This is a genomic window from Coprococcus sp. RTP21428st1_C9_RTP21428_210409 (assembly GCF_040227395.1).
GTDB lineage: Bacteria > Bacillota > Clostridia > Lachnospirales > Lachnospiraceae > Coprococcus > Coprococcus aceti.
The window spans coordinates 71,528-92,529 of the sequence record NZ_JBEHVV010000003.1; the positions used below are offsets into that span (position 1 = coordinate 71,528).

A 21,002-nucleotide genomic window follows, 5' to 3' on the forward strand; every position below is an offset into this window, starting at 1 on the left:
ATTGAATAGAAGCTGTGACATACGAATCAATAAAATATCCATTGTATCGCTAACGCTTTGGCTATATGCGATCGCAGCGGTTGTAACGGACGAAGGCTCCATGTTAATGAAATTGGCACGAGTTATTCTTATTGGAGTCTTTGCTATTTATTTGTTATTAAAAAAGGAATTTCGTAACAATAATTATATTCTTTGCATGGGCGTGTTTTGCCTGATTGCCATAAGCTCGACTAATTGGGCTATAAATAAAGTGCATGCCAATGCTATGGGTAAAACACTATTAATTAATTTAGTTTGCATGTATGCTCTTTTTTTCATTGTTGATAGAAAAAAAGAGAGGATAGAAGAAGTGTTAAAAGCACTTGTAGTGGCACCTTTGTTTCTTGAACTTCGAGTTATAGTTACGGGTGGTATTTTTGCATTTAGTTCTTCAAGAAAAACTGGAAATATAAACGGTAACACAGTAGGCGTATGTGCGGCATTTGCGATTTGTTTTGCAATTTATTTTATTTTAAAAGGTTACAAAGTGCGATGGTTTCGCACGATGGTAATAGCAAATCTTATTGTTGTTATATTGTCATCGTCGAGAAAAGCAATTTTATGCTTTTTGATACCATTAGCAATGATTTATGTGTTTGACAATAGGGATAATATAGTAAAAAATGCAAGTAAAATAGTAATAGTTATTCTAATAGGTTTTGTCGGTTATTATGCATTATTACATGTTCCGTTCCTGTATTCAATGGCTGGGCATAGAATTGAATCGATGGTTGCCGGATTATTTGGAACGGATGCTGCAGTGGACTCAAGCACATCAACAAGATTGAACTTGATACAATGGGGAATTGAATGGTTTAAAGAACGAATGTGGTTTGGGTATGGTATAGATAACTATAGGTTTGTTCTACATTCTTATCATTCAAACTGGTCATTAGCCTACTATGCGCATAACAATTATGTTGAATTATTAGTTGATGTTGGGCTGATAGGGACGATAGTATATTATTTTAATTACGTTTGGATGTTGGTTTCTAGTGCTAGAAATGTTCGCAAAATAACGAAACAAGAATTGCTATTTATAGGAATACTTGTGGCTATAATGATTAGTGAGTATGGACTGGTCACATATTATGATAAGTACATACAAGTCATTCTTTTACTTATATGGATGATTATAGAAACGTTAAAAGAATAAAAACAGAAGGTGGCAAAATGAAAAGAAATATTATACAGAGAGGACTGGCTAGAGCAGGCTATAAAGGATATATGAACTGGATACCGGATAGTTTATATCTCAAGCTTATGTTCTGGGCTCGTTTGGGATTAAAATTAAATTATTCGAATCCTAAAACACTAAATGAAAAAGTTCAATTGTTAAAGTTGAAAGACAGAAAAAAAGAGTATATTAAATGGGTAGATAAATATTCTGTGCGACAGTATATTGAAGATAAAATTGGTAGGGATTATTTAATCCCATTAGTAGGAGGTCCATGGAATAAGTTTGAGGATATAGATTTTGATAAATTGCCAGATCAATTTGTTCTTAAATGTACACATGATAGTGGCGGACTTGTTATTTGTACAGATAAAAGCACACTGAATTTTGAAGAGGCGAAAAACAAAATCAAAAAAAGCCTCAATAATAATTATTATTGGTCTGGAAGAGAGTGGCCTTATAAACAAGTGCCGCCTCAGATTATTGCGGAAAAATATATGGTTGATAAATCGGGAACGGAGTTAAAAGATTATAAAATTTTATGTTTTAATGGTAAGCCTGATAATATTATGATTTGTACTGGGCGGAATTCCTCTAGAGGCGTTAAATACTATTTCTTTTCACCCGATTGGCAATTTTTGAGATATAATTATGGTGATGAAGATTTACCGGAGGACTTTACGATATCACCGCCTGATAATTTGAATGAGATGCTTGATATTGCGAGAAAGCTATCTTTCGGAACAAAATTGTCGAGAATAGATTTATATGAGGCTGATGGCCGTGTTTGGTTTGGAGAGATAACACTATATCCAGATTCTGGGTTTGATACTGATATTTTACCAAGTACTGATTTGTTGTTTGGAAAAAAATTGGATGTTTCAGAGTATTTAAATAGATAAGGATGATAATATAGAATGCGAACGAAAAAAGCTGTCATTAATACAATGACGTCAATAATGGCAGAAGTTGTTTCTATAATTTGTGGCTTAATACTACCAAGACTTATTTTAGGAGCATTTGGGTCAAGTTATAACGGAATAACGTCATCAATTACACAATTTTTAAGTTGTATAGTTTTATTACGTGCTGGCGTTGGAAGCGTTACTAGGGCAGCACTGTATAATCCGCTGTCAAAAAAAGATAAAAGTGAGATTAGTGGAATAGTAAATGCGACTGCAATTTTTATGAAAAAAGTTGCACTTATATATGTGGGAGCATTAATTGTATTTGCTTGTGTCTATCCATTTCTTGTGAGAAATTCTTTTAGTTGGATTTTTTCAGCAACACTTGTTTTGATCATAGGGAGTAGTACATTTGTAGATAACTATTTTGGAATTGCCTATCAAATGTTATTACAAGCGGATCAAAAAAATTATGTTAATACAATTCCACAAATTGTCACTACGATTCTCAATACGATTGTTGCAGCAGTCTTGATACATTGTGGAGCAGGAATTCATCTAGTAAAATTAGGAAGTGCGATTGTTTATTTTATCCGCCCATTGTTTTTATCATATTATGTTAAGAAAAAATATGAAATTGATGCAGACATAAAGCCAAATAATTCTGCGATTTCTCAAAGATGGGATGCGTTTGCTCAACAGGCCGCAGCATTTGTTAATAACAACACGGATGTTATTGTTTTGACGATGTTTTCGGATATTAAAGAAGTATCCGTATATACTGTATATTATATGGTTGCAAATGGATTATATAAAGTCGAACAAACATTTACGGATGGTATAGAAGCAGCGTTTGGCAATATGCTTGCGAAAAAAGAGAATAGAGTATTGCAAGAAAATTTCCGGGTTGTTGAATATTTGGTTTTTACATCTGCAGCATTCTTGTTTATATGTGGTGCAGCGTTAATTGTTCCTTTTGCAGAAGTTTATACATTGGGAATAAGTGATGTATCGTATAATAGACCTCTTTTCGGCATGCTGATGTGCCTGAATCAATTTCTTTTTTGTGTCCGTCTCCCATACCATATGCTTGTTGATGCAGCAGGACATTTTAAACAAACTCGTAATGGAGCAATCTTTGAGGCTTTTCTTAATGTGATTGTGTCTGTAACGCTTGTTATTAAATTTGGATTGATTGGTGTTACAATTGGTACGTTTTGCGCATTACTTTTTAGAACATTACAATATTCTATATATGCTTCAAAAAATATTTTGCAGAGAAAATATAGATTTGTAGCAGAGCATATTGCTCTATCAATAGTTCAAGCAGTAATTGTTTCTTTAGTGTTGAAGTTAATATACGTGCCGATCTTCTCTTCATATATAAATTGGATTCTATATGCCATTGAGGTTGCGATTGTAGTTGTGATTGTTTTGATTATTTCGTCGGCAATTTTTTACAAACAGGAATTGAGAATTCTTAGAAGAAAAGCTAAAGTTTTTTGGGAAAGGAGAAGCAAAGCTAACTGAGATGAAAGTATGTATAGTGACGGTATATAATAGTGAAAATTGCGGTAGCTATTGGCAAGCTTTTGCATTATGCTCATATTTGAAACAGGGCGGCTGTGATGTTTCATTTATGAAACGAAAAAGAAAGGGAACCTCACATAGTATAGTTTATGTTGGTCGCCAGACTTTAAAATGGATACTAAAAGGTGAAATTGAAAAAGCTAAAGCACAGGTACAACAGTATTGGGCTTTTAACGAATCAATTAAGAAATTTAAAATTGTTGATGAAATAGATGCTAACTTTGATTTATGTATCATTGGTAGTGATACATTGTGGAATTTAGAAGATCAGTATTTTGAAGATAATAGAGCAATTTTCTTTGGGGAAAAATCTAAGGCAAAAAAAACAATTACATTTGCGGTTTCTGCAGCCAATACTTCGTATGATGCTTTTAAAAAACACGTCGAGATAATAGATGACTTAAAAAAAATGGACGCAATCGCTGTTCGAGATAAATATACAAGCTCGATTGTAAGGAAACTTCTTGGGAAAGTAACTCCTATCGTTGTTGATCCAACGATGTTGCTTGAAAAGACAGAATACCAAAGATATTGTATTGATTTACAGATTGATAAGTTTATATTTGTTTATTATTTTGGACGGATTCCCGACGATTTACAAAATAAAATAAGAGAGTATGCAAATAGCAAGAAACTTAAAATTGTTGTAATGGGACATGGAATGAAGGGTGATTATAAATTCGATGTTTTTTCACCGAGGGTATTCATAAGTTGTTTTAATAAAGCAGATTACGTAGTAACGAATACATTTCATGGTGTTATGTTTACCTTGATTTTCGAAAAGCAAGCTGTTTTTAATAGTTGTGGTAAGGAAAAGGTAAAAGACGTTATGAATGAATATGGTTTGAACGATAGTGACTATTCGGAAAACATGGCAATCAACTTGATAAACAACAATATTGATTATAATCGTGTCAAAATAAAGCTTAATGAAAATAAATTAGCAGCAAAAGAGTATATTAATGCGTTTATTGGAGGACGAGCACAATGAGTATTAAACAAAAACTAAGAATGAGATGGAATACATATAGGCAGGTTGATTATGTAAACCGAATTTGTGGAAATAAAAAGTTGACAGGCTATTATGAAGGAGAAATCATCCGAAATGTTCATTCAATTGAAAAAGGATTGTCATTAGATAAACCACGACAGTTCTTTGGTATTCCTAAAATAATTGAGATGCTTAATCTGGTGGCAGAATATGTTGGAATGGGCGGCTACTCTACAGATGTTGTAAATATGGCACTTGACGCTGTAGATGCGTATAAAGAATACCATCGAGACGTATTAAATAATTCAAAGCTAAGGAATATAATTAATAAACATGATGAACTTCGAGGAAAATATCCTAAGATGCCAAAGGCTTATGCGGGAACACTGAAAATTGAAAGAAAAGAAAAACAAAATCAATTTGATGAATTGAGTAGCCTTATAAACGAAAGACATAGTGTCAGAGATTTTAGTAAAGCTCCTGTTCCAATGGAATTGCTACGTAGTGCTTGCGAATTGGCATTACATGCACCGTCTGCCTGTAATCGTCAGGGAACGCGAATCTATATTCTATCGGAACAGAAAAAAGACTTACTTGACGAATGGCTTTCAGGAGTTGGTGGATTTGCAGAAGAAGTTGATAAATATATTATCATAACGGCAAAAGTCAGTGTCTATCGGTTTGAAGAGGCTTGCCAATTCCAGTATGTCGTTTCACCAGCAATTTTGGCGGGATACTTATCATTATCACTTCAAAGCCTTGGTATTGGTGCTTGCTTGATCCAAAGACCGCTTGTTCGAACGGGATCTTGGGTTAATTTTTCAAAAAAACTGGGAATCGCAGATGATGAGCAAATTGTTTTGATGATTGGTGTTGGTATGCTTAAAAGTGAGTATAATGTTCCAATCTCTAATAGATTAGACTATAAAACGATGGTTAAAGAATTATAATCCTATTGTTTTTTGACTGTGAAGGTTATATATGTGCCAACTAGAGGCAATGCCATTAAGATAAGTGTTCGATAAAGTGTTCTGTGTAAAAAATACTTGTCGGTAATCTGAGGTGACAGCTGCAGATAAACATTCTGAACAATAGAACATATTTGGGGTATTAGAGTAACGTTTTAGAGAAATAGAGATGTGATTATTTGAGCCTGAATATAATGTGTACGAGCCTGTTGTAAGAGGTGCCACTGTTGTAAGAGGTGCCAGGTACAAGTGAACATTTGGTGAATAATACTAAGTTTTGGGCGTGGACGAATGAAAATTGATGAAATATATATTTATTGGAATATGCCAGAGCTGTACTAAACTAAACCGTTTGGTGGGAATTTACGAACGTAAAAAATAGTATATATTATTATCTGATTTTATTTGCGGATAATAATATGATCAGAAACATATTGGTTATGAGGAGAAAACAAATGGGGACTACCTTACTAATTATGGCCGCCGGGATCGGATCAAGATTTGGAACAGGAATTAAACAGCTGGCGCCAGTAGATGATGGTCAGCACATTGTTATGGATTATTCAATCCATGATGCCATAAAGGCAGGATTTAATCATGTAGTATTTATTATCCGTAAGGATATCGAGGAATAATTTAGATCTGTTATAGGTGATCGGATTGCTGCCATTTGCGGGAAATCCGGTGTTACGGTTGATTATGCATTTCAGGATATTGAGGATATTCCCGGGGAGCTGCCGGCAGGCAGAACTAAGCCATGGGGAACAGGACAGGCCGTGCTTGCTGCTAAAGCCGTGCTGAAGACACCATTTGTCGTGATAAATGCAGATGATTATTATGGCAAGGAAGGCTTCAGACTGGTTCATGAGTATCTGGTGAACGGAGGACAGTCATGTATGGCTGGATTCGTACTCAAGAATACATTGTCTGATAATGGTGGTGTGACCAGAGGCATTTGCAAGATGGATGATCAGAATAATCTGACGGAGGTGGTGGAGACCAAGAATATCGTCAAGACTGTGGATGGTGCAGCTGCGGACGGCACAGCCATTGATACGGAGTCTCTGGTGTCCATGAACATGTGGGTATTGACGCCGGAATTCTTGGATTTGTTGGAGGAAGGATTTGTGGAGTTCTTTGAGACGGAGGTTCCAACTGATCCGCTCAAGGCAGAGTTCCTTATTCCTACATTCATAGGAGAGCTTCTGGATGAGAAGAAGGTGACGGTTAAGGTTCTCCGGACGAATGATACCTGGTATGGTATGACGTATAAGGGGGATGTTGAGGCTGTTAAGGAGAGCTTTAAGGGGATGATTGAGGACGGTGTGTATGAGAAGGATTTGTTTGGGGATTTGTAGATAGGATGTTTATATGGATGTGATGTGATATGATTGCCAGCCCGGGAGGGCTGGCAATTTGTGGTTATGGGAGAATGCAGGTGAGTGTTGAGAGTTTACGTTAATGCAAATGCGTGATATAATATTTAAAATATAACTAAAAACTAAAAATAAGATTATATAAATATGAAACTATACAAACAATTAGAAATATTTAAGGGTATAACACAAACAATAATTGTATTGATTACGAATACTTTGACAACATTTATGATAATATGAGGAGGGGGAAAGTAGTTGGAAAATGAAAATCTAATTAGACTTATTGAACAGACTCCAGATATAAGAAAACGATTCAAAACAGAGTATATATCTTTTGGAAAACCAGCCGGAAAGCCTGCTATTCAGACTACATACCAAACGATTCATAATGATGAAAAATATTTGCTGTGGAAAGCAGAAATTGAAGCAGAACTGGAAAAACTTCCAGAGAGTAAAATAGTCCAAGATATAATTCATCTTTTTTCAAAAATGGGGAAAAACTTTAGTGATGATTTAACATTTGCTCAATTAGAAGCTAAATTAACAGTATTAGAAAAAATGCTATCTGAATCTATGGAGGAGAATTGTAAGATGGACAAACCAAATAAATTATTTATATCACACAGTAGTAAAGATGCTGATTATGTTGAAGCATTTGTAGGATTGCTTGAAATTCTGGGGTTAAGAGATGAAGATATAATTTGTTCATCAGTTCCTCCGTACTGTATTCCGATTGATAATAAGGTATACGAGTGGCTTGTTAATGAATTTCATAATAGTGACCTTCATGTGATTTACGCTTTTTCAAAGAATTATTATAGTAGCGCAGCATCATTAAATGAAATGGGAGCAGCGTGGGCAATGAAGCATAAATGGACAGGTGTTTTACTGCCAGGATTTCAATTTAATCAGCTGGATGGATGTATTGATAAGACTCAGATCTCAATTAAATTGGATGATTCAGATAACAGAACATTAAAATATAGATTGGCTGAGTTTAAGGATGAACTTATAAAAGAATTTGAACTTCGTCCGATGTCTGAGGCAACATGGGAACGACATCGAGATAAATTTTTAGATAGAATAGCCAATATTACAGAAAAAAGGGCAGAAGAATGTAAAAGAGCAGAGGAGGAAGAACAACAATACGCGCCGGTAGTAGGGCAAGAAGATGTTGGTAGAATTCCAGTTGATTCAGCATTCCTTTTAGTATATGCAGCTGAGGGTAACGGACAAATATTCAAACTTGCTACGCTAGGTTCATCAGTTCAGGTTTTAGCTGATGGCAAACAGTTTATGGCTGATAATTCACAGAGAGAATCCGCTAGATGGCAAGAAGCTTTGGATAGGCTTATTACATGGGGCTGGGTTAAGCCTGTTGGTCTAAAAGGTGAGATATATGAAGTAACGGGAACAGGATATACGAAAGCAGACTGGTTGAAAGACGGCATGTGTATTGATACAAGTAAGGAACCGCTAGAAGAGTTAAAACAGTTTGAAGTTTAAATGGAAAGAGGTCTATTAGAGGTACTAGGTGCAAGTGAACATTCTACAGGATAACAAATGATATTGAGTGCAAAGTAGTTGTAGACACGGTAAGTGGTTTAACATGGTATCTGTTTAATTAAGTGTGTTTAGAATATAAACATTTGATATACAATGGGAGGGAAGATACAGAGGTTATTATTAGGTTGTGTAAGGAGTTGCGTGAAAGAGCCTTAGTGTTGTGGTAGATGAAAATAGGATATAGATAAATATGTTAAAACATATATGAAATGGCGGTATTAATTATGTAAAAGAAAGGGGCAATATGGGATCTAGGTATATAGATGAAAACGTAAAAAGAAGATTGTATGCAGAATCTATGGGGTATTGTATGAATCCAAGTTGTAGATGTTGTTTGTTTACAGGAAAGGGGGATATTGTTGAAAAAGCACATATAGATCCTTATTGTAAAACAGCAGATAATTCTTTTGAAAATTTAGTTTTGTTATGCCCAAACTGTCATACAGACTTTGACAAGAATAATAAATTTACAGCTGAAGAGGTTTTGAATTGGAAGAAAAAACGACAAGAAGAATTGAATAATCTTTTCGAAAATCGGTTTAAAACATTTGAGGAGTTAAAAAAAGCAGCTTTTCCTTTGTTAATGGAAAATAAAACTATTTATGAGAATTATTATAAAAAAGATAATAAAAAATTGTGGGATAAGTTCGAACCTATATTATTGATAAATAATAGAAAATTAAAAATTTTGTTATCGTCAAATTTGGGTTTGTTTCAGAGACATCAAGATAAAAATTATTCAAATCTAAAATTTGTATATAATTTTTTGGCTCACATTGAAGAGTTTGAAGCTACACGTGGTGATATCGAAAAGAATCGTGAAATTTTATTCCCAGTAGAAATTAACTCAATGTTTGGAATTGCGCCAGCAGATGGGACTATTTTACCATCTACAGAAAGTTTGGAGTTATTAATACAGAAATTGAATGAACAGGGAAAATTTATTGATATACAAATGGGAATAGAACGTCCCTATTTGGTAATACGGGAAAATAATATAGTGGATAAAGTGTTCCTGGATGATACACCTAGAATTAGACAGATGTATTACAATTACAAATGTTTTGCGAAAACAGGAGTAAGGCTAGCTAGTTTAAATTTTGCATTAAAATATATTAGAACTAAAAAAATAAATTTTCAATTTGTAAATAATGAAAATTTAAGAGAGATTAGCATAAATAATAAAAAAATGATTTTTATTTATGAATATTGTTTAAGTCAAGCAAAATTGATGGAAATGGCACCAGAGGAAGATTCGATTATTGTTAATCTACATAATTGGAATGATGATAGTTGCATTTCTGGACAAGCATATGAGTTGGCTGAAAAAATGAATGTAAAGTTGTTAACTATGAATGCGTTTTATGAATATGTTAAAAGAATCAAGTAAAAGAATCATTGATAGAATAAAAGAGCTTGTTGACAATTGGGAATGTTTTGAGAGAGTATATTTGTTTGGTTCGGTATTGAGATTGGATGATAGTTATAATGATATTGATATTTTGTTAATATATGAGGAATATTCATCTGAGATAGGACAACAGAGAGAGAAAATCAAAAACGAATTAGAAAGGATTTGTAGAGCACCTGTTGATTTGACTGCATTAAGTCGTGAAGAAGAAAATGATGTTAAATTTTTAGATCGGCTAAAGTCTAATTATTTAAAGTTGAAATAATGCAATTTTGTGTTAGCGGGTGCAAATAATTAAGAAATGAAACGGGAGAAGTTTTTATTGCTAATACCTTTTGAAATTAGGAATAGAAGAAACGATATAATTGAGGTGTAAAAAAAGGTGTTATTGCAGAGTGTAGTCAACAAGAAGAAAATTTGAAGTTCGCAGTAATATTAGTGTTCGATGTATTTATAATACTAATATTAAAAAGTACCCTTTATCCATCTTTATGTTATACTTATACCAAACACAACTTGTTTTGCATAAAGAGGTATAACATATGAAGATTCTTATCACCGGCGGAGCTGGGTTTATTGGCAGTAATTTTATTTTTTATATGATGGACAGATATCCTGAGTATGAGTTTGTGTGCGTGGACAAACTTACATATGCGGGAAGTCTGGATACGATTAGACCTGTCTTGGACAGGTCTAATTTTGTTTTTTATAAGGCGGATATATGCGATAGAGGTGAGATGTATCGTATATTTGAGGCGGAGAGGCCGGATGTGGTCGTGAATTTTGCGGCAGAGTCGCATGTGGACAGATCTATAGATAACCCGGAGGTGTTCCTTGATTCGAATATCAAGGGTGTATCCGTGTTGATGGATGCGTGTATGCGATATGATGTCGGCAGATTTCATCAGATCAGTACGGATGAGGTGTATGGAGATCTGCCTCTTGACAGGTCGGATTTGTTATTCACTGAAGAATCGCCTATTTGTCCGAGCTCGCCGTACAGCAGCTCGAAGGCGGCTGCAGATCTTTTGGTTATGGCTTATCATAGAACGTATGGCTCACCGGTTACCATCAGCCGGTGTTCAAATAATTATGGACCATACCAGTACCCTGAGAAACTTATCCCTTTGATGGTGACAAATGCATTGGCAGACAGGCCACTGCCTGTTTATGGACAGGGTATAAATGTCAGGGATTGGATACATGTGGATGACCATTGCCGTGCCATAGATACGATATTGACCCAGGGAAAAGTTGGTGAGATATACAATGTGGGTGGTCATTGTGAACGGACAAATATTGAAATTGTAAGGATGATTTGCAGGGAATTGGGTAAGCCCGAGTCACTCATAACATTTGTCACCGATAGGAAAGGCCATGATTTGCGGTATTCTATTGATTCAACTAAGATTGAACAGACTCTTGGCTGGCGGCCGGAAGTGAATTTTGATGATGGAATACGGAGAACTATCAGGTGGTACGCAGATAGGTTGAGGGGAATGTAGGATACGGGAGTGTGAAGGAATGAGTAAATATGTATATTTGTTTGAATTGGATTCTGTGCGCAAAACAGATGAGGAGATAATTGCGGGACAGGCTGCCTTGTACGATGAGATTGTGACAAATGGTAATATAGTTGTCTTGACTTATAATCAGATGGTGGATTCGAGGGGCTTTTTCAGCCTGCTAAAAAACGGAGAATACAAAGAGGCTTTGCTGAAATTGTTTGATAGTGGGGTTATCAAGATATCCCAGTATGGCGATATACGTACTGTGTCCCAGTATTTGATGGATTCGATAGAGGATGACAAGCAATTTATATATTCCGCACTTCCATTGAAATATAGCCAGAAACGACTTACCGCAATTATGAAGAGGTGCCTTCTGTATTCTGATTTGTCTGAAATATATGAGTACGGTCAGATGGCTTTGGCACTAAAGAAGAATGAGAATGGTGAGCAGCATAATGATGATTATAAGAACAGGCGAGATGAGCTCATAGATATATTTGTTGAAGTGGACAAGAATGGTGAGCACCAGACTAATCTATCCTGGGATGCTATGGCTGAGATATTGGAGAACTTGTATAGCTTTATGGAAACCGTGATCAAATTGAGCATGATGCATGATATATACATAAGTCCAAGGGCTGATGGTGAGTTGGGCTGTTGGAAATTCAGTTCGATATTGGATAAGGTTATACGTTTATATGTTCCGAAAGATAATGTGGAGCTGTGGGGAAGTGCTCAAACGATACTTGATAACATATATAAGCAAAATAAGAATGAAAATAATCGTTCAGTGTATATCAGAAAGCTTAAAAAATTGGTAGAAACAGGCACAAATGTCAAGGGGTGTCAATATGCACAGGCAATTGTTGATTTGTGTTATAACTATGCTTGCGAGAGCAGTATATCAAACGTGTCAAGGCATTATGATGTGATGGATTTAGAAGATTGGGGTAGTGCCTGCCATGGTGAGAATACATTTGAATGTGACTTTTCTAAGCGATTGAAGCGCACGTGGGATGGTGGAAGGAAACGTGATGAAAGATATCTTGTTGATGAGAAAAATGATTTTAAGACATTCAAACTGGGAAAATATAGCCCCCCAAAGATCGTTAATGCTGCAAGAATTGTAGGTTATGTCAAGGATAAACCAGAAATAGATAGGAATTATGTATTCTATTATGAGAATAACGCTAAGAAGGACAAGCATAGAAGAAAACTGAAACTTTTATGTGGAATATTGAAGAAAATAGTATTTGCTATTTTGTGTTTTCTAATAGTGATAAGTCCCGAACTGACAGGTGATTATTGGACCGCAAAAGCTATGCAAAATAGTTGGATAAAACCTGCTGTAGCATTTTGGAATTCGGTTCCTTCGGGTATTCAGACAATGGTTATGCTGATCATTACAGAGATCGTGACTTCGCTCATAGCTAAGATTCCTGGACTTGATGCTTTGTCATTATCAGAATCCTTAGCGGAAATCTGGCAACTGCTTAGGGATATGGTTCGGATTATCTTTAGAAAAAGTAAGGCATATGTGAATTCGGTCATGAAAGGATTAGATAACTCTGAACATTTTTGTGAAGGCGAAAAAATAAGATACACATTGACAAAAGAACTGAAGAGATATTTAAAGCTTTGTGAAGATAGGAATATAACAAATGAGGATTCGGAATATAAATCGTATCCGATAGCGTCCCTGGATACTTTAGAGGCCAGAAAACAGATCCTCCGTGACGAGGAGCTGCATAGCCGTAAATATGGAGTTGTTTACAGCAGCGCATATAACATGATGGTGGTAGACCCGATACGTAAGGATGATAATGAACTTATGGCTTATGAGAGAGTCCTGCCAAATGGAAACGATGGTGTGGTTATTCTGGCGAAGCACAAAGGAAAATATGTTTTGCTGGAACAGTTCAGACATGCAATCAGAAGAAGACAGTATGCATGCCCTCGTGGTTTTTCTGATCCAAATTGTACACCGATTGAAGATGTACGCCGTGAGATTAGAGAGGAACTGGGCGCCGATATCATAGGAAAGCCGATAGAGCTCGGTCGTATAGCTGCCGACAGTGGCCTCACAGGAGGTTGCGTTCATGTATATTTGGTCAATATAGGCATCTACAAACTATGTTACGGTCATGAAGGGATTATATCTACCATTGAGTTAACAAGGGAACAGATGGAGATATGGGTTAGTAAGAAGAAGATAGATGATGGATTTACGCTAGGGGCGTTGGAACTGGAGAGAAGCTGGTGTTTGAAGCGGAGAAGAGCCGGGGCGGAATTGTAATGTGTTATATGTAATATGGGAGAATGGTTACAAATATGATAAGATTTGCTATATAATATAAATTGAAAAAGGCGGAGAGATGTAAGTCTCTCTGTTTTTTTAAGTTTTTCTATATTGTATAGACTTTGATATAGCTATATATTATAATATACATATTGTTGCAACTTAAGATTCAGAATAATAATATATTATAACTCACATATAAATACATTGGGAGGATAATACATTTTCAGATAATAGAATTATATGCGGAGAAGGTGGCAAAGAATGTCAAGAATTAGATGGATTCATTTTTCAGATTTACATCTTAATTTAACTGGAACAGAAACCAAAAGATTACGCGAAAATCTTTTGGAGTATTTGGACACTATAGTTGGAAAAATTGATTATGCATTTTTTACGGGAGACATTCGACATGCACCAAGTGGAGATTTCCCTTCAAATGCTGGAAAAGAAATAGAAAATATATGTAATGCGATTGGCTTGCCAGAGAAACGTTTATTTATAGTGCCAGGAAATCATGATGTAGATAGAAATTGTCCTGAAAAAAATAAAGTTATTAATTTTGTAAAAAAAGAGGGAGCAATAAGGTTTAATATATGTAGAAAAGGTGAATAAAATAGGCAAAAATTGGGGCATATTATCTATAGCATATTCAAAATTAGATAAATATGCAATGTTTATAGATGGAATTGATTGCAAGAACAGTTAATAACTGTAGTTGGGAAGAGTGATAGATTCTCAGTTCCCATATTAAATCAAGAACTATTATCAGAATATTTATGGTTGTTAAAGCAGGAAAGTCAGGATTGGTATGTGAAAGAGAACACTTAATAGCAGACATTTCCCATTAAAATTCCAATCATCATATAATGATTTCGAGTTGATGAAAAGTAGAGCGAGGTAATGCACATACTTGAAAAAAACGTTGTTTTTTTTATGAAAATCGCATATACTAATATCAACAGAACCCAACACGCCTCTCAACGATGCGGACCACGTTGGGTCTTTTAATTTTAAGGAGAAAATATATGGGAGAACTGAAACGACATCAACCATCAATGTCAATTGATGAACAGGTGGAGAATTTAAAGACACTGGGATTAGTTATCAGCGATGAAGATTATGCAAGGCACATATTGAATGATATATCATACTTCAGGCTGATTAAGGCATATAGTTTGGGTTTTAAAGCAAAAAATGGGGACTATGATGAAGGAGTAACGTTTGAGCAGATTGTAGAGTTATACCTGTTTAATGCTAATTTCAGACAGATAACATTTGCTGAGATAGAGAAGATAGAAGTAAATGTTAGATGTAGAATTGCCAATTACTTTGCGGAAACATATGGAGTCCTTGGTTATATGAATTCTGAAAATTTTGTTGATGAAGAATATCACAGATCTTTTTTAGAGGATATAAAAGAGGAAGTTGGCCGTAATTCTAAAGCCCCTTTTGTGAAAAACTTCAGAACTAATTACGAGGGTGGAGATTTACCGATATACGCTCTGGTAGAGGTATTCAGTTTTGGGACTCTTTCAAAATTTTATAAAAATATGAAAAATACAGATAAAAAAGCGGTAGCTAAAAGCTTTGGAATTGGATATACATATTTAGAGAGCTGGCTGGAGAGTATTTCTTATGTACGTAATATCTGTGCACATTATGGGCGGTTGTATAATGCAAAACTATCAAAGACACCTATCTTGTATAAGGAATATTCCCAACAGGGAATAGGAAATAATAGAATGTTTGGTGTATTATTATGTATGAGACACATTCTGTTGCATGATAAACACTGGAATTTATATGTAGACCAAATAGAAGCATTAATAGAGAAGTATGAAAAAGTAGATGTAAGGACAATGGGATTTACTGATAATTGGAAGGAATTATTGGAGATAGGTTAAGTTGGAATTTGCAGAGACAGATAAATAATATTGAGGAGCATAAAAATGGCTGTGAAAAAACTCGATTGAGGTTTTTCACAGTCCATTTTTGTGTTAGAAGAAAGAAATTGAAAGAAAGTTACTTGATAAGTAAGCACAACTTGGAAATACAGGGGAATAGAGAGAATGAGAAAGTAAAAATAGCATTGGCACATATAGATTTTACAATAGCTCTGATTTATGCCAAAATTAACAATATCATGGAGTATAAGGACTTTGATAGATTTAAGGAAGGAATTAAGTATATTTCTGAAGGAATAAAAAATAAAACGAATGAAGATTATTTTTACGGGCTGTTAAAAAGAAATAATAAAAAAGTTAATGATGTTATAGAATTCTATAAGTATGTTGTAACTAATAATTTAGATATTTACAATTTGACAGCAATTGAAAGGAAGAATGTAGACGAATTTGTGACGTTTATGTTTAAGGCCCAAAACAATGAAAATTAGTTAATTGGGTTTGCCTGCTCAGGTAATGGTTAGGAAGAATTATATAAGATCCCCATTTTCTTAGCAACAAGAAAGGGGGATCTTGTGATATAACGTCAATTATTTTATAAGAGATTCAACAAAGTCAAAAGAAAGTCCGATATTGTCATTTATAGTTAGAGGTTCCACACTAAAATGGCTAGTGCGCTCTAAATATGGATAAGTACTAAAAATGTCATTAACTAATGATTTAGAGTGTATGACGGCTCCGTTTGTAAATGTTCCCTTGTATTTCTTTCGAGAGATAGGGATACTCTTAAATGTTTTATCATTTGTGAATTGTAGTCGTATTTTCTTAAGTTTTCCTTCGATAGATCCGCAATATACCTCCGCGTATTTTAATGAATAAAATCCAGGGATTAACTCGCAGGCAGTCGCATTTAAAGAAATACGACCATTGTCTTTTGAGATCGTTATTTGTGGAAGTGCCTGTGATGCTTTGTGGGCACGAGTAGAAATAAATGGTTCCCAGTTTATATCTGCCATGATAGTAACCTCTCTTTAGTGTTTTTGATTATAATATTACATATGTATAAAGAAGTCAATAATGAGTAAATGTGTGGAGTGCTAGAGTTTTAGAGTTTTGGAGCGTGAATAAAAGTGTGTTACAAAAAAATATAGATAGGAATATTTAATCAATGAGACATTTATGGAAAATCCAACCTTGAAATACCCCACCCGCTTCTATATAATTAAGATATATTTGTTACGGAAAATGAACTATTCAGCCCGGTCTTACAGGGCTGAAGTTCAATACCAGGGAGGATTTACTATGAGGTTGGTTACAAGATCGGATTTTGATGGACTTGTGTGTGGCGCACTGCTGAAGGAAGCGGGAATTATTGATCATTGGAAGTTTGCGCATCCGAAGGATCTTCAGGACGGACTGATTGAGGTTACGGAGGATGACTGCCTTGCAAATGTGCCATTTGTTGAGGGCTGCGGACTTTGGTTCGATCATCATTCAAGTGAGCATGAGAGATTGGCGCTTGAGGGGAAATACAAGGGGGAGAGTCGTATAACTCCATCGTGCGCTAGAATAATCTATGAGTATTATGGAGGCAGAGAGAGATTTCCGCAGTTTGACGATATGATGGAGGCTGTTGATAAGGTTGATTCAGGTAATCTTACCATCGATGAGGTACAGAATCCAAAGGGATGGATACTTATTGGATTCCTGATGGATCCTAGAACCGGACTTGGAAGATTCAGAAATTTCACCATATCAAACTATCAGCTCATGGAGAAGCTTATAGATGCATGTCGTACCATGACCACTGATGAGATACTTGCCCTGCCGGACATACAGGAGAGAATAGTTCTGTATAATGAGCAGACAGAGAAGTTCAAGGAGATGGTCAAGGCACATACCATAGTGGACGGTAATCTTATCATAAGCGATCTTCGCGGAGTGGATCCGATATACACCGGCAATCGTTTCATGATATACAGTATGTATCCTGAACAGAATGTGTCAGCGTGGATAGTAAGCGGACGTGGTGGACAGGGATGTTCGGCAGCAGTTGGATACAGTATCCTGAACCGCACAGCGACCATGGATGTTGGAAGCCTTATGCTCAAGTATGGTGGCGGTGGACACAGGAAGGTTGGTACATGTCAGTTCAAGGATGACGAGATGGATACAAGACTTCCTCAGATGCTTGAGGAGCTCAAGGCTCAGGCTAATTCATAAGAAATATTGACAAAAAATAACCGAATGATACAAGTTTTAATTCGTATCATTCGGTTATTTTTTATGTTATAAAAATGTTCTTAAAGGTCTTCTTGAAGATTAGTCTCTCTGGAACAGATCTCTTGTGTATACCTTGTCTTTGATGTCGTCGAGGCATGAATTGTACCTGTTGGCGATGACAGCGTCGGACATGGATTTGAATTTGTCTAGGTCATTTACAACTTTGCTTCCGAAGAATGTGGTTCCGTCTTCAAGGGTTGGCTCGTATACAACGACGGTTGCGCCCTTGGCTTTGATACGCTTCATGACACCCTGTATACTGCTCTGGCGGAAGTTGTCGGAGTTGCTCTTCATCGTCAGTCTGTATACACCTATGACACATTCCTTCTCCTGGGCTGCTGAGTAATCACCGTTATTGTTGTAGTCGTAGTAGCCTGCGATGGAGAGAACGCGGTCTGCGATGAAGTCCTTTCTCGTTCTGTTGCTCTCAACGATGGCGCTCATCATATTCTGAGGCACGTCGTTGTAGTTGGCAAGGAGCTGCTTTGTATCCTTTGGCAGACAGTATCCGCCGTATCCAAATGATGGGTTGTTGTAGTGTGTTCCGATTCTTGGGTCGAGACATACGCCGTTTATGATGTCCTGTGTGTTAAGTCCCTTCATCTCTGCGTATGTGTCAAGCTCGTTGAAGTAGGACACGCGGAGTGCGAGATAGGTATTTGCAAATAACTTTACAGCCTCAGCTTCGGTGAAGCCCATGAACAGAGTGTCTATATCTTCCTTGAGGGCACCCTCCTGAAGCAGTGCGGCAAATGTATGGGATGCCTTAACTATCTTCTCGTCATTCTTGTCTGTGCTGACAATTATCCTTGATGGATAGAGGTTGTCGTACAGTGCCTTTGATTCACGAAGAAACTCTGGGCTGAAAATGATATTTGACGTGTTGTATTTCTTCCTTACGGACTCGGTATATCCAACTGGTATAGTTGATTTGATGACCATGATGGCATCCGGGTTGACCTTGAGGACGAGCTCGATAACGGCCTCAACGGCTGATGTGTCGAAATAGTTCTTGTTGCTGTCGTAGTTTGTCGGGGCAGCTATGATTACGAAATCTGCATCCTTGTATGCTGATTTGCCATCGAGAGTTGCTGTGAGATCAAGCTCCTTCTCGGCGAGATATTTCTCAATATAGTCGTCCTGTATAGGGGATTTCTTGTTGTTGATGAGATCAACCTTTTCAGGGATGATGTCAACTGCCGTTACATGGTTGTGCTGTGCCAGCAGGGTCGCAATGGACAGACCAACGTAACCGGTTCCTGCCACTGCAATGTTCAGTGGGGATGGAGACTCGAGCTTGTGTGCGCCAGCATTGATGAACATTTCTGTGAGGTCGAAGTTCAAAACCTCTGACAAACTTTCGAGCTGCTCTATAGAAGGAACAAAATCCTTCTGCTCTATTCTGGAAATGAGTGCTCTGTTGATACCGGTTGCATCGGCGAGTTGAGCCTGAGTCATACCTTTTTCTTTTCTTCCGTTCATGACAGTGTCGGCGAGACGTGACTGTGATAATTTCTTCATGATCAAAATTCCTTTCTCTGATGAGTATTCTCTATTATTCTTAGAAGTATTATTCAAAACTAGCAATAAATGTTAATATTTATAACATTTACAATGCCATAATACATGTAAAAACGGCATAAATCAAGAGAAAAATGTATTTTAAACATAAAATTATACATAATTAATGTTAATTAAAATAACATGCATAAAACAACTGAAAATATAGTTTATTTCAACGCAACATCGAGTCTTATCGGATTGTGATCGCTGTTTTTAAAATCCAGATCTATGGTCTCTGTGGAGTTGATCTGCAAATTGCTCGATACTATGAATCCGTCGATGACATAATATTGGAAACTCTCGTGGTCGCTTCCTTCGTATGGTTTGTCCAGGGATCGGCATGTCGGAGCTGAGGAATCGGTGCTGCAGGTGAAGGAATCTCCAAATTCAGATACATCTATGCTTCCTGGTGCCCACAGGTCAGCGGACTGCTGAGGGTATGCGGACAGATCCACATTTGAAAAAGTCTGGTTGAAGTCGCCTCCTGCGATAACGTAGTTCCCTGCTGCAGCCTCATTTTGGAGAATGTCGGCGAGCATCCTGGTCTGGGCGGCTTTGCCCTCGCCTGAGTCATAAGCCTCCAGGTGGAGATTTATTATGACGAGTTCGTGTTCACTTCCGGCAATCGGTATTCTGGACACGATCAGGCATCTTTTCAGGTTGCACAGTCTGATCGGGTAGGGAAATGGACATGGAAGCTGTATTCTTTCTGCATCCGATACTTCAAATGAGCTGAGAGTCATTATTCCTGATGTCACTCTGCCAATCGGTGGAAGTGGATATGGAACCATGAGTGTTTTGTAGTTGTAGGCGTATGAGCTTGTGTATGACGGCAGCTTTTCCTTCAAAATATCGGCTTCGTTTATCTTGTGGCTTCTGGATGATCGTTCATCAACCTCCTGGAGAAGAAAGATGTCAGCGGCAAGTGAATTCAGCTCTGATGTGATGGCCTCCATATTGTCGTTTACCTGCTTGGCTGTGGAAGTGTACACACTGTCTCCTCCGTCCATGAAAAAGTCAGCATTTGCACCGAGGGATCCGTAGCCGAGATTCCATGTCACGATGGATATGGAGTCGCCGACAGATGGTGAAAGCTTGGCTGAGCCGGTTGCATTTTTGCCAAATGTGCTTCCGGATGTGACCTCAAGGGATTCGGAATCGTCTGGCTTGTATTCTGTTATAGTGAGAACTCCCACAAATATTATGGTGGCCACAAGGATCACACCGAGGACAATACAAGTTATTTTTAGAATTTTTTTTGCTATTATCATGTTGGATATTTCCTGTTCTATATTTGTTCAGCCCGTCCAAATGGTTAGTCGGACTGACATGTAAAGTATATCAGACGCGGTGTATGTAAACAATGTGTAAAATGACTGTCAGTTGCAACTGTGATATAATAATTAGTGGAAC

At 36.6% G+C, this 21,002-nt stretch carries 17 protein-coding genes and 1 pseudogene; 15 read left to right on the forward strand and 3 right to left on the reverse strand.

Annotation, left to right across the window (positions count from 1 at the left end; genetic code table 11):
* The first annotated feature begins 1 nt into the window (after nucleotide 1).
* The 14 genes and pseudogenes from ABUA34_RS01410 (at nucleotide 2) to ABUA34_RS01475 (ending at nucleotide 16,234) form a co-directional block, all read left to right on the forward strand.
* Nucleotides 2-1,195, forward strand: a complete 1,194-nt coding sequence (locus ABUA34_RS01410; protein WP_349822734.1) for an O-antigen ligase family protein — start codon at nucleotides 2-4, stop codon at nucleotides 1,193-1,195.
* Nucleotides 1,165-2,118: an ATP-grasp fold amidoligase family protein gene (locus tag ABUA34_RS01415; protein ID WP_349822735.1), complete on the forward strand. Its 954-nt coding sequence runs from the start codon at nucleotides 1,165-1,167 to the stop codon at nucleotides 2,116-2,118. Before ABUA34_RS01410 ends, ABUA34_RS01415 begins: the two co-directional genes overlap by 31 nt.
* Nucleotides 2,119-2,175: 57 nt before the next feature.
* A complete protein-coding gene (locus tag ABUA34_RS01420; protein ID WP_349822736.1) occupies nucleotides 2,176-3,651 on the forward strand; it encodes a lipopolysaccharide biosynthesis protein in 1,476 nt (491 codons plus the stop codon).
* 1 nt (nucleotide 3,652) lies between these two features.
* The gene (locus ABUA34_RS01425) at nucleotides 3,653-4,702 is read left to right on the forward strand and encodes a polysaccharide pyruvyl transferase family protein (RefSeq protein WP_022217104.1); all 1,050 of its coding nucleotides are present in this window, start codon (nucleotides 3,653-3,655) and stop codon (nucleotides 4,700-4,702) included.
* Nucleotides 4,699-5,652, forward strand: a complete 954-nt coding sequence (locus tag ABUA34_RS01430) for a nitroreductase family protein (protein ID WP_022217103.1) — start codon at nucleotides 4,699-4,701, stop codon at nucleotides 5,650-5,652. The genes ABUA34_RS01425 and ABUA34_RS01430 overlap by 4 nt, the downstream gene beginning before the upstream one ends.
* A gap of 473 nt (nucleotides 5,653-6,125) precedes the next feature.
* Nucleotides 6,126-7,028, forward strand: a pseudogene (locus ABUA34_RS01435) (sugar phosphate nucleotidyltransferase).
* Nucleotides 7,029-7,304: 276 nt separating this feature from the next.
* Nucleotides 7,305-8,555 carry a toll/interleukin-1 receptor domain-containing protein gene (locus ABUA34_RS01440; protein WP_349822737.1) on the forward strand — a complete coding sequence of 417 codons (1,251 nt, stop codon included), beginning with the start codon at nucleotides 7,305-7,307 and terminating at the stop codon, nucleotides 8,553-8,555.
* Nucleotides 8,556-8,859: 304 nt separating this feature from the next.
* On the forward strand, nucleotides 8,860-10,005 hold the full coding sequence (locus ABUA34_RS01445; RefSeq protein WP_349822738.1) for an HNH endonuclease signature motif containing protein: 1,146 nt from the start codon (nucleotides 8,860-8,862) through the stop codon (nucleotides 10,003-10,005).
* Entirely contained in the window at nucleotides 9,986-10,291 is a 306-nt protein-coding gene (locus ABUA34_RS01450) for a nucleotidyltransferase domain-containing protein (RefSeq protein WP_172676638.1), read from the forward strand. The genes ABUA34_RS01445 and ABUA34_RS01450 overlap by 20 nt, the downstream gene beginning before the upstream one ends.
* Before the next feature lie 277 nt (nucleotides 10,292-10,568).
* Nucleotides 10,569-11,531, forward strand: a complete 963-nt coding sequence (gene rfbB, locus ABUA34_RS01455) for a dTDP-glucose 4,6-dehydratase (RefSeq protein ID WP_349822739.1) — start codon at nucleotides 10,569-10,571, stop codon at nucleotides 11,529-11,531.
* Nucleotides 11,532-11,550: 19 nt separating this feature from the next.
* Nucleotides 11,551-13,833: an NUDIX hydrolase gene (locus ABUA34_RS01460; protein WP_349822740.1), complete on the forward strand. Its 2,283-nt coding sequence runs from the start codon at nucleotides 11,551-11,553 to the stop codon at nucleotides 13,831-13,833.
* Nucleotides 13,834-14,100: 267 nt separating this feature from the next.
* A complete protein-coding gene (locus ABUA34_RS01465; protein WP_349822741.1) occupies nucleotides 14,101-14,451 on the forward strand; it encodes a metallophosphoesterase in 351 nt (116 codons plus the stop codon).
* A 413-nt stretch (nucleotides 14,452-14,864) separates the two neighbouring features.
* Nucleotides 14,865-15,743, forward strand: coding sequence for an Abi family protein (locus ABUA34_RS01470; RefSeq protein ID WP_055223534.1), 879 nt, complete (start codon nucleotides 14,865-14,867; stop codon nucleotides 15,741-15,743).
* Nucleotides 15,716-16,234: a hypothetical protein gene (locus tag ABUA34_RS01475; RefSeq protein WP_349822742.1), complete on the forward strand. Its 519-nt coding sequence runs from the start codon at nucleotides 15,716-15,718 to the stop codon at nucleotides 16,232-16,234. The genes ABUA34_RS01470 and ABUA34_RS01475 overlap by 28 nt, the downstream gene beginning before the upstream one ends.
* A 99-nt stretch (nucleotides 16,235-16,333) precedes the next feature.
* Here the strand turns inward: ABUA34_RS01475 and ABUA34_RS01480 are convergent, their stop codons facing one another.
* Nucleotides 16,334-16,759: a hypothetical protein gene (locus ABUA34_RS01480; protein WP_349822743.1), complete on the reverse strand. Its 426-nt coding sequence runs from the start codon at nucleotides 16,757-16,759 to the stop codon at nucleotides 16,334-16,336.
* 286 nt (nucleotides 16,760-17,045) lie between these two features.
* Here ABUA34_RS01480 and ABUA34_RS01485 point away from each other — a divergent pair, with 286 nt between their 5' ends.
* Nucleotides 17,046-17,966 (forward strand): exopolyphosphatase, encoded by a 921-nt coding sequence (locus ABUA34_RS01485; protein WP_349822744.1) that lies wholly within the window; start codon nucleotides 17,046-17,048, stop codon nucleotides 17,964-17,966.
* Between the two features lie 99 nt (nucleotides 17,967-18,065).
* On the opposite strand, the gene ABUA34_RS01490 is transcribed toward ABUA34_RS01485, so the two are convergent.
* Together ABUA34_RS01490 and ABUA34_RS01495 are read right to left on the reverse strand one after the other, a co-directional pair.
* Complete coding sequence (locus tag ABUA34_RS01490; protein ID WP_022215939.1) at nucleotides 18,066-19,547, reverse strand: nucleotide sugar dehydrogenase; 1,482 nt, start codon at nucleotides 19,545-19,547, stop codon at nucleotides 18,066-18,068.
* A gap of 209 nt (nucleotides 19,548-19,756) precedes the next feature.
* Entirely contained in the window at nucleotides 19,757-20,860 is a 1,104-nt protein-coding gene (locus ABUA34_RS01495) for an endonuclease/exonuclease/phosphatase family protein (RefSeq protein WP_349822745.1), read from the reverse strand.
* Nucleotides 20,861-21,002 lie beyond the last annotated feature (142 nt).

What these genes read in the sequence shown, in the direction of transcription:
- ABUA34_RS01415 (WP_349822735.1), top strand. Translation starts at nt 1,165, where the DNA reads ATGGATGATTATAGAAACGTTAAAAGAATAAAAACAGAAGGTGGCAAA.
- ABUA34_RS01420 (WP_349822736.1), top strand. Translation starts at nt 2,176, where the DNA reads ATGGCAGAAGTTGTTTCTATAATTTGTGGCTTAATACTACCAAGACTT.
- ABUA34_RS01425 (WP_022217104.1), top strand. Translation starts at nt 3,653, where the DNA reads ATGAAAGTATGTATAGTGACGGTATATAATAGTGAAAATTGCGGTAGC.
- ABUA34_RS01430 (WP_022217103.1), top strand. Translation starts at nt 4,699, where the DNA reads ATGAGTATTAAACAAAAACTAAGAATGAGATGGAATACATATAGGCAG.
- ABUA34_RS01445 (WP_349822738.1), top strand. Translation starts at nt 8,860, where the DNA reads ATGGGATCTAGGTATATAGATGAAAACGTAAAAAGAAGATTGTATGCA.
- ABUA34_RS01450 (WP_172676638.1), top strand. Translation starts at nt 9,986, where the DNA reads ATGTTAAAAGAATCAAGTAAAAGAATCATTGATAGAATAAAAGAGCTT.
- rfbB (WP_349822739.1), top strand. Translation starts at nt 10,569, where the DNA reads ATGAAGATTCTTATCACCGGCGGAGCTGGGTTTATTGGCAGTAATTTT.
- ABUA34_RS01460 (WP_349822740.1), top strand. Translation starts at nt 11,551, where the DNA reads ATGAGTAAATATGTATATTTGTTTGAATTGGATTCTGTGCGCAAAACA.
- ABUA34_RS01465 (WP_349822741.1), top strand. Translation starts at nt 14,101, where the DNA reads ATGTCAAGAATTAGATGGATTCATTTTTCAGATTTACATCTTAATTTA.
- ABUA34_RS01470 (WP_055223534.1), top strand. Translation starts at nt 14,865, where the DNA reads ATGGGAGAACTGAAACGACATCAACCATCAATGTCAATTGATGAACAG.
- ABUA34_RS01480 (WP_349822743.1), bottom strand. Translation starts at nt 16,759, where the DNA reads ATGGCAGATATAAACTGGGAACCATTTATTTCTACTCGTGCCCACAAA.
- ABUA34_RS01485 (WP_349822744.1), top strand. Translation starts at nt 17,046, where the DNA reads ATGAGGTTGGTTACAAGATCGGATTTTGATGGACTTGTGTGTGGCGCA.
- ABUA34_RS01490 (WP_022215939.1), bottom strand. Translation starts at nt 19,547, where the DNA reads ATGAAGAAATTATCACAGTCACGTCTCGCCGACACTGTCATGAACGGA.
- ABUA34_RS01495 (WP_349822745.1), bottom strand. Translation starts at nt 20,860, where the DNA reads ATGATAATAGCAAAAAAAATTCTAAAAATAACTTGTATTGTCCTCGGT.